Origin of the sequence: Acidovorax sp., from assembly GCF_021287135.1 — a bacterium.
Lineage (GTDB): Bacteria > Pseudomonadota > Gammaproteobacteria > Burkholderiales > Burkholderiaceae_C > Acidovorax.
Genome location: NZ_JAJTBB010000001.1, coordinates 1 through 16,673, shown reverse-complemented (window position 1 = coordinate 16,673; position 16,673 = coordinate 1). Strand labels below are relative to the sequence as shown.

The 16,673-nt window shown below is 66.5% G+C and carries 16 protein-coding genes and 4 tRNA genes; 8 read left to right on the top strand and 12 right to left on the bottom strand.

The window, feature by feature from the left end; all coding sequences use genetic code 11:
• From LWW96_RS00100 to LWW96_RS00075, 6 genes are all read right to left on the bottom strand, one after another.
• Nucleotides 1-139 (bottom strand): GTP-binding protein (locus tag LWW96_RS00100; protein WP_291483475.1); only part of this gene is annotated, 139 nt, incomplete at its 3' end.
• A gap of 76 nt (nt 140-215) precedes the next feature.
• Nucleotides 216-290 (bottom strand) — tRNA-Thr (locus LWW96_RS00095).
• Between the two features lie 60 nt (nt 291-350).
• Nucleotides 351-424: transfer RNA gene (locus tag LWW96_RS00090), tRNA-Gly, on the bottom strand.
• A 71-nt stretch (nt 425-495) separates the two neighbouring features.
• Nucleotides 496-581, bottom strand: a tRNA-Tyr gene (locus LWW96_RS00085).
• Nucleotides 582-665: 84 nt separating this feature from the next.
• A tRNA-Arg gene (locus tag LWW96_RS00080) sits at nt 666-741 on the bottom strand.
• A 95-nt stretch (nt 742-836) separates the two neighbouring features.
• Complete coding sequence (locus tag LWW96_RS00075; RefSeq protein WP_291483473.1) at nt 837-1,478, bottom strand: TetR family transcriptional regulator; 642 nt, start codon at nt 1,476-1,478, stop codon at nt 837-839.
• Between the two features lie 197 nt (nt 1,479-1,675).
• On the opposite strand from LWW96_RS00075, the gene LWW96_RS00070 reads away from it, so the two are divergent.
• From LWW96_RS00070 to LWW96_RS00055, 4 genes are all read left to right on the top strand, one after another.
• A complete protein-coding gene (locus LWW96_RS00070) occupies nt 1,676-2,956 on the top strand; it encodes an efflux RND transporter periplasmic adaptor subunit (RefSeq protein WP_291483471.1) in 1,281 nt (426 codons plus the stop codon).
• A 12-nt stretch (nt 2,957-2,968) separates the two neighbouring features.
• Complete coding sequence (locus tag LWW96_RS00065) at nt 2,969-6,124, top strand: efflux RND transporter permease subunit (protein ID WP_291483469.1); 3,156 nt, start codon at nt 2,969-2,971, stop codon at nt 6,122-6,124.
• On the top strand, nt 6,117-7,550 hold the full coding sequence (locus LWW96_RS00060; protein WP_291483467.1) for an efflux transporter outer membrane subunit: 1,434 nt from the start codon (nt 6,117-6,119) through the stop codon (nt 7,548-7,550). The genes LWW96_RS00065 and LWW96_RS00060 overlap by 8 nt, the downstream gene beginning before the upstream one ends.
• 163 nt (nt 7,551-7,713) lie before the next feature.
• Nucleotides 7,714-8,565, top strand: coding sequence for a c-type cytochrome (locus LWW96_RS00055; RefSeq protein ID WP_291483465.1), 852 nt, complete (start codon nt 7,714-7,716; stop codon nt 8,563-8,565).
• Nucleotides 8,566-8,646: 81 nt separating this feature from the next.
• Here LWW96_RS00055 and LWW96_RS00050 read toward each other — a convergent pair whose 3' ends face one another.
• The 3 genes from LWW96_RS00050 to LWW96_RS00040 form a co-directional block, all read right to left on the bottom strand.
• Nucleotides 8,647-9,210, bottom strand: coding sequence for a DUF2946 family protein (locus LWW96_RS00050; RefSeq protein WP_291483462.1), 564 nt, complete (start codon nt 9,208-9,210; stop codon nt 8,647-8,649).
• The gene (locus tag LWW96_RS00045; RefSeq protein ID WP_291483460.1) at nt 9,203-10,228 is read right to left on the bottom strand and encodes an alpha/beta fold hydrolase; all 1,026 of its coding nucleotides are present in this window, start codon (nt 10,226-10,228) and stop codon (nt 9,203-9,205) included. The genes LWW96_RS00050 and LWW96_RS00045 overlap by 8 nt, the downstream gene beginning before the upstream one ends.
• Before the next feature lie 66 nt (nt 10,229-10,294).
• A complete protein-coding gene (locus tag LWW96_RS00040; protein ID WP_291483458.1) occupies nt 10,295-10,744 on the bottom strand; it encodes a nuclear transport factor 2 family protein in 450 nt (149 codons plus the stop codon).
• 225 nt (nt 10,745-10,969) lie between these two features.
• On the opposite strand from LWW96_RS00040, the gene LWW96_RS00035 reads away from it, so the two are divergent.
• The 4 genes from LWW96_RS00035 to LWW96_RS00020 all read left to right on the top strand — a co-directional run bounded on the left by LWW96_RS00035 (nt 10,970) and on the right by LWW96_RS00020 (nt 13,780).
• A complete protein-coding gene (locus LWW96_RS00035) occupies nt 10,970-11,578 on the top strand; it encodes a LemA family protein (RefSeq protein WP_291483456.1) in 609 nt (202 codons plus the stop codon).
• A 35-nt stretch (nt 11,579-11,613) separates the two neighbouring features.
• A complete protein-coding gene (locus tag LWW96_RS00030; protein WP_291483454.1) occupies nt 11,614-12,543 on the top strand; it encodes a TPM domain-containing protein in 930 nt (309 codons plus the stop codon).
• Between the two features lie 73 nt (nt 12,544-12,616).
• A complete protein-coding gene (locus tag LWW96_RS00025) occupies nt 12,617-13,102 on the top strand; it encodes a TPM domain-containing protein (protein ID WP_291483452.1) in 486 nt (161 codons plus the stop codon).
• A 387-nt stretch (nt 13,103-13,489) separates the two neighbouring features.
• Nucleotides 13,490-13,780: a DUF4148 domain-containing protein gene (locus LWW96_RS00020; RefSeq protein WP_291483450.1), complete on the top strand. Its 291-nt coding sequence runs from the start codon at nt 13,490-13,492 to the stop codon at nt 13,778-13,780.
• A 306-nt stretch (nt 13,781-14,086) separates the two neighbouring features.
• Here LWW96_RS00020 and LWW96_RS00015 read toward each other — a convergent pair whose 3' ends face one another.
• From LWW96_RS00015 to atpG, 3 genes are all read right to left on the bottom strand, one after another.
• Nucleotides 14,087-14,503 (bottom strand): F0F1 ATP synthase subunit epsilon, encoded by a 417-nt coding sequence (locus LWW96_RS00015; protein WP_291483448.1) that lies wholly within the window; start codon nt 14,501-14,503, stop codon nt 14,087-14,089.
• 82 nt (nt 14,504-14,585) lie between these two features.
• Complete coding sequence (gene atpD, locus LWW96_RS00010) at nt 14,586-15,992, bottom strand: F0F1 ATP synthase subunit beta (RefSeq protein ID WP_291483446.1); 1,407 nt, start codon at nt 15,990-15,992, stop codon at nt 14,586-14,588.
• A gap of 33 nt (nt 15,993-16,025) precedes the next feature.
• Nucleotides 16,026-16,673, bottom strand: a 648-nt coding sequence (gene atpG, locus LWW96_RS00005) for an ATP synthase F1 subunit gamma (RefSeq protein ID WP_291483444.1), incomplete at its 5' end; no start/stop codon positions are given.

Sequence of the window (16,673 nt, the reverse complement as noted above, 5' to 3'; positions counted from 1 at the left end):
ACTTCTTGGCTTCGCCGCCGAACTTGGCGGACAGCACCGTGGCGATCGCTGCCGTCAGCGTCGTCTTGCCATGGTCCACGTGGCCGATCGTGCCCACGTTCACGTGGGGCTTGGTACGTTCGAACTTACCTTTTGCCATTTTTCCGACTCCGAAAAAAATCTATACCAACACAACAGGATCTTGGCGCAACCAGAATCGGACGCACCCTATAAAGTGGTGCCCATGGCGGGAATCGGACCCGCGACCTCTCCCTTACCAAGGGAGTGCTCTACCACTGAGCCACATGGGCAAATTGATGCCACTTGCACAGCACCAACATTTATAACTTTCCACAACCAGCACTGAGCCTTGGAGCGGGAGACGGGAATCGAACCCGCGTCATTAGCTTGGAAGGCTAGGGTTCTACCATTGAACTACTCCCGCATCGGCACCAGCCTTTGCGCGCCAGCCCCACAACATACCGGGACCAAGCCTCTTGCTCTCAACTCACTCACTGGTGGAGGGGACTGGATTCGAACCAGTGTAGGCGTAAGCCAACAGATTTACAGTCTGCCCCCTTTAGCCACTCGGGCACCCCTCCGGAGAATTTCGAATTATAGCACCAGTTTTTGGCCGAACGAAGAAAGTTGCAAATTCACCTCTCCGCGCGAGCACTGTTGTTGGTTGGTGCGGCTGGCGGGGATCGAACCCACGACCCTTGGCTTCGGAGGCCAATACTCTATCCACTGAGCTACAGCCGCACTTCCAAAAACTGGCACAGCACTGCATTATCGCATGCAACACGCACTGGCAACCAAGACCCGGCACGGGCAGGCCACCCGGGCACTCCGAAGCTTCAATCCAGGCCCGCCGGCGCGGACACCGGCAACCCCAATCCCCGCAGGAACGCATCAACACCCACCACGCCGACACGCACCAGATCAAAGGCGCCATCGCCCAGAATCCAGCTTCTGATCAAGCCGTCAAACAAGGCAAGCAAACTCACCGCCGCCTCGGACGGCGTCATGGGCAGCAGCACCCCCAGCCCCTGCGCCGCCAGATCAAAGTCTCGAGCCAATCGCTGCGCAAAAGCGTCGGAGGCGGCTACGTGCCGATCGCGGACCCCCGCAAGCTCGCTGACGTACTCCACCTTGTAGAGCGCAATTTCAAAGACTCTGCGCGTACGATCCTCCTGCGCAACACTCCGCAGCACCAGCTCCATGACCGCACGCAGCCGCTGCACCGGATCCAGGCAGGTGCTGGTTTCAAATTCACCACACCCCTGCTCCAGCGGCAACGTGACCCGGTCCATCATGGCATTGAAGAGATCCACTTTGTCTTTGAAGTGCCAGTAGATCGCACCCCGGGTGGCACCCGCAGCCTGGGCGATATCGCACAGGGACGCGCGCGACACACCCTTTTCCCGAAAGACCTGCTCGGCTGCATCGATCAGGCTGTTGCGGGTGGCAATCGCATCCTCTTTCGTTCGGCGCGCCATGGCGACGGTCTCCTTGTGTTCATTTCGCTGGGGCTCAATGCACAAGCCGTGCACGGCACCCGATGGCTCTAATTATACATTCATGTTTGTATGTATAATCGCACACCTGTTTTGTCGGGATCTCCTCTGCCAAGCCTCTGCGCCGGCAAGGCATCCCCTACAACCCCCATTCCTTGACGTCAATCAAAAGGACTCCCATGCCCGCCTCGCGTGACGCATCTGCCCCCCTCCCCCTGCGGCCCCGTTTTGGCCACCCTTCTGCGGTCGTGCTCGCAACGGCAGCGGCCGCCCTGGTGCTGGTCTCCTGCGGCAAGACCGATGCACCCCCCGGCGGTGGCGGTGGGTCCAAGATGCCGCCGGTGGAAGTCGGCGTCGTCACCGCGACGCCCGGAGATGTCGGCCTGATCACTGAACTGCCAGGACGCGTGGAAGCCTCGCGGGTGGCGCAGGTTCGCGCCCGCGCGGCCGGCATCCTCCAGCAGCGGCTGTTCAAGGAAGGCAGCGATGTGAAGGCCGGGCAGCCGCTGTTCCGCATCGACCCCGCGCCGTACGCGGCGGCCGCCGAGAGTGCCCGTGCGAGCCTTGCAAAGGCCCAGGCCAATCTGGCCCAGGCGTCGGCCCTGGTGGAACGGTACCGACCGCTGGTGACCGCCAACGCCATCAGCCGCCAGGACTTCGTCAATGCCGAGGCGGCCGAGAAGCAGGCGCAGGCGGACGTGGCCGCCGGCAAGGCTGCCGTGCGCACCGCGGACATCAACCTGGGTTACGCCAGCGTGACCTCGCCCATCTCGGGCCGCATCGGCCGCGCCCTGGTGACCGAGGGTGCGCTGGTGGGACAGGGCGAAGCCACGCCGCTGGCCGTGGTGCAGCAGATCAATCCGGTGTACGTGAACTTCACCCAGTCGGCCAGCGACGTGTTCCAGCTGCGTCGCGCGATGGAAAGCGGGCAGTTCAAGCGCGCCGGCAGCGCGGAGGCCGCCAGCGTCAAGCTGGTGCTGGGGGACGGCTCCGAATACACCCAGCCCGGCAAGCTGCTGTTCACCGACCTGTCCGTGGACTCCACCACCGGCCAGGTCACGCTGCGCGCGGAAGTGCCCAACCCCAAGGGCGACCTGCTGCCCGGTCTGTATGTGCGGGTGCGCATCGAGCAGGCCCAGGCCAGCAACGCCATCACCCTGCCCCAGCAGGCGGTCACGCGCACGCAGCAGGGCGACACCGTCAGCGTCGTGGGCGAGGACGGCAAGGTGTCCCAGCGCTCCATCAAGGTAAGTGCCGCACAGAACAACCGGTGGGTGGTCCTGGAAGGCCTGAAGGCGGGCGAGAAGGTCATGGTCGACGGCTTCCAGAAGGTGCAGATGCTGCCCCCGGGCACGCCCGTCAAACCAGTCCCGTGGCAGGCCTCCGCGGCCCCGGCCACTGCCTCGCCAGCGTCGGCGCCACAAGCGCCGGCATCCGCCGCCTCCGCAGCCAAGCCCTGAGAAAGCTCCAGCATGGCCAAGTTCTTCATTGACCGCCCGATCTTTGCGTGGGTGATTGCGCTGTTCATCATGGTGGTGGGCGGCGTGGCGATCACGCAATTGCCCATCGCGCAATACCCTCCGGTGGCGCCCCCGTCCATCGTCATCAACGCCGCCTACCCGGGCGCCTCCGCCCAAACGCTGGAAGACAGCGTGCTGTCGGTCATCGAACGCGAGATGAACGGCTCTCCCGGCCTGATCTACATGGAATCGGTGGCACAAGCCGACGGTTCCGGCAGCATCACCCTGAGCTTCCAGCCGGGCACCAACGCCGACCTGGCACAGGTCGACGTGCAAAACCGCCTGTCGCGGGCCACGCCACGGCTTCCCTCTGCCGTGACGCAACAAGGCGTGCGCGTGGACAAGTCGCGCTCGAACTTCCTGCTGTTCACCATGCTCTCGTCCACCAACCCCGCCACCGACACCGTGGCGCTGGGGGACTACGCTTCGCGCAACGTGGTGCCTGAGCTGCAACGCCTCCAGGGCATCGGCCAGGCCCAGCTGTTCGGCACGGAGCGCGCCATGCGCATCTGGATCGACCCGGCCAAGATGGTGAGCTTCAACCTCTCTGCCGCCGAGATCACGGCCGCCATCCGGGCGCAGAACGCGCAGGTCGCCAGCGGCACCATCGGCGACCTGCCCAATGTGGCCGGACAGAGCATTGCCGCGACGGTCGTCGTGAACGGCCAGCTCTCCACTGTAGAGCAGTTCGGCAATGTGGTGCTGCGCGCCAATACCGATGGCTCCACCGTGCGCATCAAGGATGTGGCGCGCGTGGAGCTGGGCGGCCAGGGCTATGCCACCGCCGCCCGCCTGAACGGAAAGCCCGCCGTGGGCATTGGGGTGCAGCTGTCGCCCACCGGCAATGCCCTGGAGGCCGCCAAGGCCGTTCGCGCCAAGATGGACGAGCTCTCGCGCTACTTCCCCGAAGGCATGAGCTGGAGCATTCCGTATGACAGTTCGCGGTTTGTGGACATCTCCATCACCCAGGTGGCCGAAACGCTGCTGGAGGCCGTGGCCCTGGTGTTCCTTGTGATGTTCCTGTTCCTGCAGAACTGGCGCTACACCATCATCCCGACCATCGTGGTGCCCATCGCGCTACTGGGCACGTTCGCCACCCTGATGGCGCTGGGCTTCTCGATCAACGTGCTCACGATGTTCGGCATGGTGCTCGTGATCGGGATCGTGGTGGACGATGCCATTGTGGTCGTGGAAAACGTCGAGCGCATCATGAGCGAGGAAGGCCTGTCGCCGCTGGAGGCCACCCGCAAGGCCATGCGCCAGATCTCGGGCGCCATCATCGGCGTGACGGTGGTGCTGATCTCGGTGTTCGTGCCGTTGGCCTTCTTCGCAGGCTCGACAGGCAACATCTACCGCCAGTTCTCCGCGGTGATGGTGGCGTCAATCGGCTTTTCGGCCTTCATGGCGCTGTCGCTGACTCCGGCGCTGTGCGCTACGTTGCTCAAGCCCGTGGAAGCCGGCCACCACCATGACAAGCAAGGCTTCTTCGGCTGGTTCAACCGGGGCTTTTCGCGCACCGCCAAGGGGTACGAAGGGCTGGTGGCCCGCATCCTCAAGCGTGCTGCGCGCTACCTCGTGATCTACGCCGCCATCGTGGCTGCGGTGGCTGTCGTGTACCTGCGCCTGCCCACCTCATTCCTGCCCAGCGAAGACCAGGGCAACATCATCGTCAACGTGCAGCTTCCCCCGGGCGCGACGCAGGAGCGCACGCTGGCCGTGATGGAGCAGGTGGAGTCCTTCATCCTCAAGCAGCCCGAAGTGCAGAGCATGGTGGGTGTGCTGGGCTTCAGCTTCTCGGGCCAGGGGCAGAATGCGGCGCTCGCGTTCGTCACGCTCAAGGACTGGAGCGAACGCCACGGCCCTGGCCAGTCGGCGCAGGACGTGGCCAACCGGGCGTTCGGCGGCCTGATGGGAATCCGCGATGCGTTCATCTTCCCCCTGAGCCCGCCGCCCATCCCCGAGCTGGGCAACGCCAGCGGCTTCACGTTCCGCCTGCAAGACCGCGGCGGCGCAGGGCACGAGGCCCTGGTGAAGGCCCGCAACCAGCTGCTGGGCATGGCATCGCAAAGCAAGGTGCTCACGCAGGTGCGGCCCGATGGCTTGGAAGACGCGCCGCAGCTGCAGATCGACATCGACCGCGACAAGGCCAACGCCCTCGGAATTCCGTTCGATGCGATCAACTCGGCCCTGTCGACGGCCCTGGGCTCCAGCTATGTGAACGACTTCCCCAACCAGGGACGTTTGCAGCGTGTGGTGGTGCAGGCCGATGCGCCCGCGCGCATGCAGCCCGACGACCTGCTGCAGATCAACGCAACCAACAGCCAAGGCAAGCCGGTGCCCCTGTCGGCCTTTGCCACGACCCGCTGGGTGAATGGCGCGCAGCAAACAGTGCGCTACAACGGCTATCCGGCCATGCGCATTTCGGGCTCGCCCGCACCGGGCTTCAGCACCGGCGCTGCCATGGCCGAGATGGAAAAGCTGGCGGCGCAGCTGCCCCCAGGCTTCGGCTTTGAATGGACCGGGCAATCGCGCGAGGAGAAGCTGGCAGGCTCGCAATCGCTGATCCTGTACAGCTTCGCCATCCTGGCCGTGTTCCTGTGCCTGGCAGCGCTGTACGAGAGCTGGTCGATCCCGCTGGCCGTGATCCTGGTGGTGCCCCTGGGCGTGCTGGGGGTGCTGCTGGCCACGCTGTTGCGCGGCTATGCGAACGACGTGTACTTCCAGGTGGGGCTGATCACCATCATTGGGCTGTCCGCGAAGAACGCCATCCTGATCATCGAGTTCGCCAAGGACCTGCAGGCGCAGGGCAAGGGAGTGATCGAATCCGCGCTGGCGGCCGCCCACCTGCGGTTCCGGCCGATCGTGATGACTTCGATGGCCTTCGGCCTGGGGGTGCTGCCGCTGGCCATCGCCTCCGGCGCCGGGTCGGCCAGCCAGCGGGCCATCGGTACCGGCGTGCTGGGCGGCATGGTCACGGGCACGGCGCTGGCCGTGTTCTTCGTGCCCGTGTTCTTCGTGGTGGTGCGCAGCCTGTTCAAGGGAAGCGCCCGCCAACAAGAAATGAACCGCCGCCACGCAGAAGAAGCAGGAGTTGGAACCCATGATTGATACCTCGCGCGCCACCACGGCCACTGCGTTGGCGGCAGCCCTGCTGCTGGGCGGCTGCTCGTTCATCCCTACGTACGAACGCCCCGCGGCGCCCGTTCCCGCCACTTTTGCGGGCGCCGGCGTAAATGCTGGCGCGGCAGAGCCGGCAGCCTCCGCCGCGCCTTGGCAGGACTACTTTGCCGAGCCCCGGCTGCGGCAGCTGATCGAGACCGCCCTGGCCAACAACCGCGACTTGCGCATTGCCGCACTCAATATCGACCAGGCGCGCGCCACCTTCCAGGTGCGCCGTGCGGACCTGTACCCGGGCGTCGGTCTTGCCGCCAACGCCAGCCGGGCCCCGGCCGCGGGCTCGGGGGACCTGACCAACTCCTTCAGTGTCGGGCTGGCCGTGTCGGCCTGGGAAATCGACTTTTTCGGCCGCATTGCGAGCCTCAAGGAACAGGCCCTGGCCCAGTACCTCGCGACCGAGGAAGGCCGCAATGCCGCGCAGGTCAGCCTGGTGGCGGCGGTGGCCAACGGTTGGCTGAACCTGCTGGCGGACGAAGAACTGCTGGAGCTGTCGCGCCAGACGCTGGCCTCGCGCGAAGAGTCCGTGCGCCTGACCAAGATGCGGCTGGACTCGGGCGTGGCGTCTGAACTGGATTTCCGCCAGGCCGAATCGCTGGCCCATGCGGCGCGCGCGACGCTGGCGCAGCAGCAGCGCCAGCGGGCCCTGGACGAAAACGCCCTCGCGCTGCTGCTGGGGCAGCCGCTGCCCGAGGACATCCGCGGCAGCCTCGCAGGCAGCCGCCTGGGGGCCGCCCCGGTGATGGCGCCCTTGCCCGCCGGGTTGCCTTCGCAGTTGCTCACGCGCCGGCCGGATATCCGCCAGGCGGAGCAGCAGCTGATCGCGTCCAATGCCAACATCGGCGCGGCGCGGGCCGCGTTCTTCCCGCGCATCTCGCTCACGGCCCAGGCCGGCACGGCCAGCGGGGAGCTGTCGGGGCTGTTCAAGAACGGTTCCTGGGGCTTCACCATTGCGCCGTCGCTGCTGCTGCCCATCTTTGATGCCGGCCGCAACCAGGCCAACCTGGAGAGCGCGCAGGCCGGCCGCAGCATCGCCGTCGCCCAGTATGAGAAGGCCATCCAGACCGCCTTCCGCGAGGTGTCGGATGCGCTGGCCGGCCAGGCAACGCTGGGTGAACAAGCCCAGGCGCAGCAGCAGCAAGCGCAGGCAGAGTCTGCGCGTCTGCAGCTGGCCGATCTGCGCTACCGCAACGGCGTGGCCAGCTACCTGGACCTGCTGGACGCCCAGCGCTCGCTCTTCGCGGCACAGCAGGCCGTGGTGCAGGTCCAGCTCGCGCGGCTGCAAAACCAGGTGGCGTTGTACAAGGCCCTGGGGGGCGGCGCGGGCAACCCCGCCGCGGCGGCCGACACCCCTTCGTGAACCAGACGCGCTCCTGCGCCGCCGCAGGCCGCTCCCGCACCGCGTGCGGCGGGCGATGCGTGCCTGCGCGCTGCAGCCCTGGGGATGGGCGGGGCAGTCAAGCCCCCCGGATATAATTTAAGGTTGATTTCTCACCCTGCCCCCGATACACCCTGAGGACGTCATGAGCGCCAACCACGAAGAAGCCCATACCGGACCGATCAAGAGCCCCAAGCAGCTGCTGGTCGCGGTACTTTTCTCGTTTGTGATCCCGGTCTTTGCCATCATCGGCCTGGTCCTGTACGTCACCTCGGCCGACAAGCCGGCGGCAGGCGCCGTGAACCCTGAGAAGGCCATTGCCGAGCGGATCCAGAAGGTGGGCATGGTGGAGATCCGTGACGCCAACCGGCCGCTGCGGACCGGTGAGGAAGTGTTCAAGGCCCAGTGCTCCGCCTGCCACGCCACAGGCGCCGCGGGCTCGCCCAAGTTCGGCGACGCCGCAGCCTGGGCCCCCCGCATTGCCACCGGCTTCGAGACCCTGGTGCAGTCCGCCCTGAAGGGCAAGAATGCCATGGCGCCCCAAGGTGGCGGCGACTTCAACGATACCGAGATTGCGCGCGCAGTGGCCTTCATGGCCAACGCTGGCGGGGCCAAGTTTGCCGAGCCTGCAGCGCCTGCCGGTGCCGCCCCGGCCGCTGCCGATGCAGCACCCGCCGCCGCTCCCGCGGCAGCAGCCCCGGCTCCTGCAGCGGCCGCCGCCCCTGCGCAAGCGGCCCCCGCTGCTGCGGCAACGGCCAACGCCGGCGAAGCGCTGTACAACCAGACCTGCCAAGCCTGCCACGCTGCGGGCGTTGCAGGGGCGCCCAAGTTTGGGGACAAGGCAGCCTGGGCCAGCCGTCTGCCCGCCGGTATCGAAGCGCTGTACAAGAGCGCCATCAATGGCAAGAACGCCATGCCGCCCCGTGGCGGCGCAGCCAATGCATCGGATGCCGACCTGCGCGCTGCCGTCGAGTTCATGGCCGCCGCCGCCAAGTAAAGCAATGCTGTCCACCGCCCGGACGGGCGGTGGTCCCGAGCCGGCTACTGGAGCCGGCTTTTTTGTTGTTGTTCGCCCGTTTTAAGGCATCGAAGGATGGCGGTGCTGCGGCCGGCCGGCGGCGTCCCACAGCGTGTGCGGACTCCGCACAAAACCGTAGCGGGCCGGCAGTTGCGCCGCGTCCACCGCTTGCGGCAACCACCGGCCGGCTTCCACCGCCTCGGCGGCCCAGGGGACATCCAGCGTGTGGACCAGGCCGACACCGAGCGGCGAAACCAGGTAGACCCGCCCTTCCCCATCCAGCAGGCAATCCGTCACCGCCGTGCTGCGGCCCGTCTGGGACACGATGGAGAAATCGGGCTGGATGCGCCACACCCACGGCGTGTTCTCCAGCTCCACGTACACGCGCTGGGGGCCGTTCTGGAAAAACCACTGCCCCTGGCTGTCGGGCTCGTAGTTGCGGCCAATGAACTCCAGGAGCTTTTCGTGGCGCAGCAGCGAACCCTTGCTCTGCACAAAGGGGCCGGCGGCCTGCGCCACCTCGTCCCGCAGGTACCAGTGGCCGCGCGCATCCAGGCCCAGCCAGCCGTAGCAGTAAGGCACATGCGGCCACTTGGCCAGGGCCTGCTTGACGATGTCATCCATGGGCGGATTGTGCCCCGGCCTGCGAAACCACACCGGCGTGTGCGGCCAGCCAGCCGGCCACGGCATCAGGCATGGCCCGCACGTGGCCGGGCAAGCGGCCCTGGGCAAAGCCGACGTGGCCCCCGTGCGCGGGCTGCCACAGCTGCACCCACGGGTTGCCCACCTCCGCGGCATGGGGCAGGCTGGCGGCCGGCACGAACGGGTCATTGCGGGCGTTGACCACCAGCGCGGGCAGCCGAATGCAGCCCAGCAGCGGCTTGGCGGAGGCGCGCTGCCAGTAGTCGTCGGTGTTGCGAAAACCGTGCAGCGGGGCCGTGAACACGTTGTCGAAGGCGTACAGGTCCCGCGCCGCCAGGAGCGCCTGCCGGTCGAACAGCCCCGGATGCTGGGCCAGCTTCTGCAGTGCCTTGGGCACCAGGGTGCGCATGAACATGCGCGTGTAGATCTGCCGGTTGAACCCGCGCCCGATGGCATGCCCGCCGGCAGCCAGGTCCAGCGGCGAACACACGGCGGCCACGGCGTCGGCGCTGCGGCGGGCGCTCTCGCCCACTTCGCCCGCCCAGCGCAGCAGTGCATTGCCGCCCAGGGACACGCCCACGGCCATCAGCGGGCCGCGGTGGGAGGCGCGAAACCGCGCCAGCATCCAGCCGATCTCGGCATGGTCGCCCGAGTGGTAGGCGCGGGGCGCCCGGTTGATCTCGCCGCTGCAGCCGCGAAAGTGGGGCAGCGCGCAGGCCCATCCGCGCTCGCGCGCCAGGTCGGCGAAGGCCTCGCTGTAGTGGCTGCGCGACGAGCCCTCCAGCCCGTGAAACACCACCAGCAGCGGCCGGGCGTCAGCGGGTGCGCCGCCCTCCCGTCCTTCCTGCAGGAAGTCCACGTCCACGAAATCTCCGTCCGGCGTCTCCCAGCGCTCACGGCGGTACGCAGGCCGCGGGCCCAGGACGCGGCGGGACGCCAGGGCCGGCCAGATGGTCTGCAGTTGTCCGCCAGGCAGCCAGCGGGGCGCTACATAATTCATAGCTGCTTGCGCTTTTGCATCGGGCGCTAGAGCAATATTTTGCTGAGACATGCCGTGGCCGCTGGATCAGTGGAGCACGGGCCGGCGGTCCGGATCTACCTGCGTCTGGGGCGCTGCGCCGGGGCTTGCGTGGTGGGCCACCATCCGCCAGCCTTCCGGGGTCTTGTGGTAAACGTTGGTGGCCAGCACCGTGGCCTGGTGCAGGCCATCGGGCAGCATGACCTCGATCTGCTCGGCCACGCTGTGCACGGCGCTGGTCAGGGCCACCACCCGGTGCACCTGCACCGGCCGCGCCCGCACGCTGGCCTGGGCAAAGAACGCTTCGAACGCGGCACGAATGGCGCCGGCGCCCAGCAGGCGGGGGCCGCCCGGGTGGACGCAGACGATGTCGTCATCCTCGGCCCAGCAGGACATCAGCAGCTCGATGTCGCCACGCTGCAAGGCCTCGTAGAACGCGGCTTCGGTCTCGTCAGGAGAGCCTCCGAAAAGGACGGCGCTGGAAGGGCGGCGGGGCATGGCGGTGGCAGGTTGTTGGCTCGGTCGAGGGCAGAGACAGGCGCTGGCGGCGCCGCAGGGGCGGGCGCCAGCGCGCGAAGGCGGCAGCCTTCTATTGTGCGACGATCGCAGCCGACGCGCGCTGCGCCGGCCCGGCCGCGACAGGCGTACAGTTGCTGCAAAATCGTCCGGGGCGGGCTGCCCTTGCCACCCCGGCCCTGTTTTTCTTGACCCTCCTGGGCACGCATGACCATGATTTCACGCATTTTTCTTCTGCTGACGACCGTGCTGGCATTGACCGGCTGCGGCTACAACAACTTCCAGCGCCTGGACGAGGAGTCCAAGGCCGCGTGGAGCGAAGTGCTCAACCAGTACCAGCGCCGGGCCGACCTGGTGCCCAACATCGTCGCCACCGTGCAGGGCGAGGCCAACTTCGAGCAGGACACGCTCACCCGCGTGGTCGAGGCCCGTGCCAAGGCCACGTCGCTGCAGGTCACCCCCGAGACCCTGAACAACCCCGAAGCCTTTGCCAAGTTCCAGCAGGCGCAAGGGGAGCTGTCGGGCGCATTGTCGCGGCTGATGGTGGTGTCCGAGCGCTACCCGACCCTGCAGGCCAACCAGGGCTTCCGGGACCTGCGGGTGACGCTGGAAGGCACCGAGAACCGCATCACCGTGGCGCGCAACCGCTACATCCAGACGGTGCAGGAGTACAACGTGCTGGCACGCAGCTTCCCCACCAACCTCACGGCCATGGCCTTCAGCTACGCGCCCAAGCCCACGTTCACGGTGGCCAATGAAGCCCAGATTTCCACGCCGCCGAAGGTGGACTTCTCCGCATCCCGCGCCAAGCCCTGAACGGGGCCGCCGTTGTCCAAAAATACCACTCAAATATGCCTCTAGCGCTTATCTATCAAGCGCTGGCAGCTATATTTTTTATAGCTTTCTGCGTGCCACCGGCCCAGGCGCAGGCCGGGCTGCGGCCCGTGCCCCCGCTGGTGCGTGCCGTGATCGACGAGACGGGTACGCTCAGCCCCGCAGACCAGAGCGCCTTGGAGGCGCAGTTGCACGCCTTGGAGCAGTCCCGGGGAGCGCAGGTGGTGGTGCTGATGGTGCCCAGCACCGCGCCGGAGGACATCGCGGCCTTCGCCAACCGCGTGGGCAACGCCTGGAAGATCGGGCGGCGGGAGGTGGGGGACGGCATCCTGGTGGTCGTGGCCAAGGACGACCGCCGCATGCGGATCGAGGTCGCCAAGGCGTTGGAGGGCGCGGTCCCCGACATTGCAGCAGCGCGCATCATCGACAACGCCATGAAGCCCCGCTTCCGGCAAAACGACTATGCGGGGGGCCTGAAGGCCGCGATCACCCAGCTGGACGCCCGCATCGCGGGCGAGGCTCTGCCCGTGCCCGACGGCAGCAACGCCGCCGGGGGCGAAGGCGGTCCTCCGGATCGAGCGGGGCTGGACTGGAAGGACCTGGCTATTTTCCTTTTCTTCGGCGTGATGGTGGCCGGCCCGCTGGCACGTGCCGTGTTTGGCGGAAGGCTGGGCGGTCTCCTCATGGGCGGCGGCGTCGGCTTCCTGGCGTTTGTCTTCACGGCCAGCCTGCTCGCCGCCGGGGTGGCCGGTCTGCTAGCCCTGCTCTACACCTGGATTTTCGCGGGCACCGGCTCCGGCTTGCGCTCCGGCCGTGGGGGGCCGCCTTTCGGGGGTTGGGGGTCGGGCGGCGGCGGATGGGGTGGCGGAAGCAGCGGGGGCTCGGGCGGATTCAGTTCGGGCGGCGGCGGAGATTTTGGGGGCGGCGGTGCCTCGGGAGACTGGTGACATGCAGCCCGACCTCTCCAGAAATGGTCCGTCCGTTACAGCCCGGCGCGGGCTCGCGAGCGCGCTGTGGCGCATGGCGCAACTGCGTTGGCGCGAGCCGGCAGCCCGGCGCGCGCTCTCCAGCGCCGCACTGGAACGCCTGGAAGGGCGAATCGCTGCCAGCGAGCGGCGCCACACCGGGCAGATCCGCGTGGTGGTGGAAACATCCCTTCCCTGGAGCTACGTGCGGCGCCACGCGCCGGTGCGCGAGCGCGCGCTGACGCTGTTTGGCAAGTACCGGGTGTGGGACACCGAGCACAACAACGGGGTGCTGATCTACCTGCTGATGCCTGAACGGGCCATCGAGATCGTGGCCGACCGCGGTCTTGCCCGCCACATCGGCGCCACCGAATGGAAGGCGGTGGTCGCAGGCATGGCCGCCCGTTTCCAGGCGGGTGCGTTCGAGGACGGCTTGGCCGACGCTGTGGACGCGGTGTCCCTGCAGCTGGCCCAATGGTTTCCCCGGGCCGAAGGGACGGACGTGCCCAACGAATTGCCGGACCGACCGGTGGTGCGTTAGAAAGAAGCGCCGCGCTCCCTCCGGCGCGCGAGTGGGCCCTGGACGCACGGCACGGTCCCCGCGCGATTCTGGGTTCGGCCCGGCGGAGGATGGTGATTGTTCTGCGTGACGCCCTGGGTTTACCCTTGAACATCGCCTCAGAGCGGCCTTGCGGGCGCTTTTCTCGTCGAGTCCCCCAAAGTTCCGTTCCAATTATTGCCATTACTGGAACAGTTAGTTGGCGACTGGCGGGTTTTTCCGCGGACGCCATCGGCGTACAGTTCATCCCATCGATGAGCCGAATGTGCAAGACGACTAACCGGACCGGAGCCGCCCCGCTGGTGCCAGGCGGCTTCACCCGGAACCGGACGTTTGTACCGCTCACTTTTTATTGGAAGGATTTTCACCATGAATACCACCGCTCGCATCCTGTCGATCGCCGCTGTTGCCGCCTTTGCTTCCTTTGGCGCCCACGCCGACGAAGCCGATGCCTCGCAATTTGCAACCCAGTTTCAAACCAACCGCACCCGCGCCGAAGTGAACGCCGAAGCCGTGGTGGAAGCACGCACCCACAACATGGAACCCGAAGGCTCCCGCATCGCCACCTACAAGAGCACGGCCGACCGCGCCGTCGTGCGTGCACAGGCTGCCGAAGCGCTGCGCCTGGGCCTGCTGTCGGCCGGCGAAACCGGCATGTAATGCCGCCGGATGGCGGGGCAGGATACGCCGCAAAGGCGACGTCTCCGGCAAAGTCTCCACCTGCACGTACCACCGCCGCACGGGCCAGTGCGGCCACCGAGGGTCCCTTCAGGACCCTTTTTCATGGGCGCATCCCGCCCGCACCCCCTCCCCTCTATCTCTCGGCCCGTGCCGTCATCACGGCTCCCAGCCGCAGCCACGTACGGGCGAAAAAAAACCCGGCAGTGCCGGGTTTTTGCAGATCCGCCAGGGTGAGCGGGTGCTTGCTTGCGGGCCAGCGCTTCTGGGGCGCTGCTGCCCTGGTGCTCACTTCTTCTGGCGGAACTTGCGCAACGCGGCAATCTGCGCGGCCATCACTGCCAGCTCCGACTGCGCCTTGGCCAGATCGATCTCGCTCTTGGCGTTCTTGAGCGCTTCTTCGGCGGCTGCCTTGGCAGCGTTGGCCTTTTCGTCGTCCAGGTCCTTGCCACGGATGGCGGTGTCCGACAGAACGGTCACGCGGTTGGGCTGCACTTCCAAAATGCCACCGGCCACGAAAACAAACTCTTCGCCACCGTCGGCCATCTCGATGCGCACCGAGCCCGGCTTGATGCGGGTGATCAGCGGGGTGTGGCGGGGGTAGATACCCAGTTCGCCGGCCTCGCCCGGCAGCGCGACAAAGCGTGCTTCACCGGAAAAGATCGACTCTTCGGCACTGACCACATCAACGTGGATGGTGTTCATCATTGCTCCTCAGACAAGGTGGGTTGCTCGATTGCATGCAGGACGCTGAGCCGCCAGCGGCAGGCTCAGCCGCCGGGCGCAATCAGGCCACCTTCTTGGCCTTTTCGATGGCTTCGTCGATGGTGCCCACCATGTAGAAGGCCTGCTCGGGCAGGTGATCGCACTCACCGTTCACGATCATCTTGAACCCGCGGATGGTTTCGGACAGCGGCACATACTTGCCGGGCGAGCCTGTGAACACTTCGGCCACGTGGAAGGGCTGCGACAGGAAACGCTGGATCTTCCGGGCGCGGGCCACAGCCAGCTTGTCCTCGGGGGCCAGTTCGTCCATGCCCAGAATGGCGATGATGTCGCGCAGTTCCTTGTAGCGCTGCAGCGTGCCCTGCACGGCGCGGGCCGTGCTGTAGTGGTCTTCACCCACCACGTTCGGGTCCAGCTGGCGGCTGGTGGAGTCCAGCGGGTCCACGGCGGGGTAGATACCCAGCGAAGCGATGTCACGCGACAGCACCACGGTGGAATCCAAGTGGGCGAAGGTCGTGGCAGGCGAAGGGTCGGTCAAGTCGTCCGCTGGCACGTACACGGCCTGGATGGACGTGATCGAGCCGACCTTGGTCGAGGTAATACGCTCTTGCAGACGGCCCATTTCTTCGGCCAGCGTCGGCTGGTAGCCCACGGCGGAGGGCATGCGGCCCAGCAGAGCGGACACTTCGGTACCGGCCAGCGTGTAGCGGTAGATGTTGTCCACGAAGAACAGCACGTCACGGCCTTCGTCGCGGAACGACTCGGCGATGGTCAGGCCGGTCAGCGCCACGCGCAGACGGTTGCCTGGGGGCTCGTTCATCTGGCCGTACACCATGGCGACCTTGGACTCGCCCAGGCTCTCCAGGTTCACCACGCCGGAATCGGCCATTTCGTGGTAGAAGTCGTTCCCTTCACGGGTACGCTCGCCCACACCCGCAAACACCGACAGACCGCTGTGGGCCTTGGCGATGTTGTTGATGAGTTCCATCATGTTCACGGTCTTGCCCACGCCGGCGCCACCGAACAGGCCCACCTTGCCGCCCTTGGCGAACGGGCAGACCAGGTCGATCACCTTGATGCCGGTTTCCAGCAGCTCTTGCGAAGGCGACAGTTCGTCGTACGCAGGCGCCTTGCGGTGGATGGAAGCCGTCAGTTCCTGGCCCACGGGACCACGTTCGTCGATGGGGTTGCCCAGCACGTCCATGATGCGGCCCAGCGTCGCCTTGCCCACGGGCACGGTGATGGGGTTGCCGGTGTTGGTCACCATGATGCCGCGGCGCAGGCCGTCGGACGAACCCAGGGCAATGGTACGCACCACGCCGTCGCCCAACTGCTGTTGCACTTCCAGCGTCAGGGCCGAGCCTTCGAGCTTCAGAGCGTCGTAGACCTTGGGCATCTGGTCGCGCGGGAACTCAACGTCCACCACGGCGCCAATACATTGAACAATCTTGCCTTGCACTTGAGCCATTTTTTGCTCCAATAATGTTGTCTGTCGGGCTGCTTAAACCGCAGCGGCGCCTGCCACGATTTCGGACAGTTCCTTCGTGATCGCTGCCTGACGCGTCTTGTTGTAGACCAACTTCAACTCGCCAATGACGCTGCCCGCGTTGTCGGTGGCGGCCTTCATGGCCACCATGCGCGCCGATTGCTCGGACGCCATGTTTTCCGCAACCGCCTGGTAGATCAGCGATTCCACGTAGCGGACCAGCAGCTCGTCGATCACGCTTTGCGCATCGGGCTCGTAGATGTAATCCCAGCCGTGCTCCGTCTTGTCGGCCTGCATCTGCGTGGAGGACAGGGGAAGCAGTTGCTCCACCACCGACTCCTGCTTCATGGTGTTGATGAACTTGGTGTAGCTCAGGTACACCGCGTTGATCTTGCCTTCCGCGTACGCATCGAGCAGCACCTTGACGGGGCCGATCAGCTTGTCCAGATGGGGCGTGTCGCCCAGGCCCGTCACGTGCGAAACCACCTTGGCACCCACGCGGTTCAGGAAACCCAGGCCCTGGTTGCCAATGGCCACGGCTTCGGTCGCCACGCCGGCACCCTGCAGCTCCCGCAGCTTGGCGGTGACGGCACGCAACACGTTGGTGTTCATGCCGCCGCACAGGCCCTTGTCCGTCGTGATGACGATCACGCCGGCGGTCTT

Bases quoted from the DNA above. Each gene is read 5' to 3' on its own strand.
- LWW96_RS00075 (WP_291483473.1), bottom strand. From the start codon at position 1,478: ATGGCGCGCCGAACGAAAGAGGATGCGATTGCCACCCGCAACAGCCTG.
- LWW96_RS00070 (WP_291483471.1), top strand. From the start codon at position 1,676: ATGCCCGCCTCGCGTGACGCATCTGCCCCCCTCCCCCTGCGGCCCCGT.
- LWW96_RS00065 (WP_291483469.1), top strand. From the start codon at position 2,969: ATGGCCAAGTTCTTCATTGACCGCCCGATCTTTGCGTGGGTGATTGCG.
- LWW96_RS00060 (WP_291483467.1), top strand. From the start codon at position 6,117: ATGATTGATACCTCGCGCGCCACCACGGCCACTGCGTTGGCGGCAGCC.
- LWW96_RS00055 (WP_291483465.1), top strand. From the start codon at position 7,714: ATGAGCGCCAACCACGAAGAAGCCCATACCGGACCGATCAAGAGCCCC.
- LWW96_RS00050 (WP_291483462.1), bottom strand. From the start codon at position 9,210: ATGGATGACATCGTCAAGCAGGCCCTGGCCAAGTGGCCGCATGTGCCT.
- LWW96_RS00045 (WP_291483460.1), bottom strand. From the start codon at position 10,228: ATGAATTATGTAGCGCCCCGCTGGCTGCCTGGCGGACAACTGCAGACC.
- LWW96_RS00040 (WP_291483458.1), bottom strand. From the start codon at position 10,744: ATGCCCCGCCGCCCTTCCAGCGCCGTCCTTTTCGGAGGCTCTCCTGAC.
- LWW96_RS00035 (WP_291483456.1), top strand. From the start codon at position 10,970: ATGACCATGATTTCACGCATTTTTCTTCTGCTGACGACCGTGCTGGCA.
- LWW96_RS00030 (WP_291483454.1), top strand. From the start codon at position 11,614: ATGCCTCTAGCGCTTATCTATCAAGCGCTGGCAGCTATATTTTTTATA.
- LWW96_RS00025 (WP_291483452.1), top strand. From the start codon at position 12,617: ATGGCGCAACTGCGTTGGCGCGAGCCGGCAGCCCGGCGCGCGCTCTCC.
- LWW96_RS00020 (WP_291483450.1), top strand. From the start codon at position 13,490: ATGAATACCACCGCTCGCATCCTGTCGATCGCCGCTGTTGCCGCCTTT.
- LWW96_RS00015 (WP_291483448.1), bottom strand. From the start codon at position 14,503: ATGAACACCATCCACGTTGATGTGGTCAGTGCCGAAGAGTCGATCTTT.
- atpD (WP_291483446.1), bottom strand. From the start codon at position 15,992: ATGGCTCAAGTGCAAGGCAAGATTGTTCAATGTATTGGCGCCGTGGTG.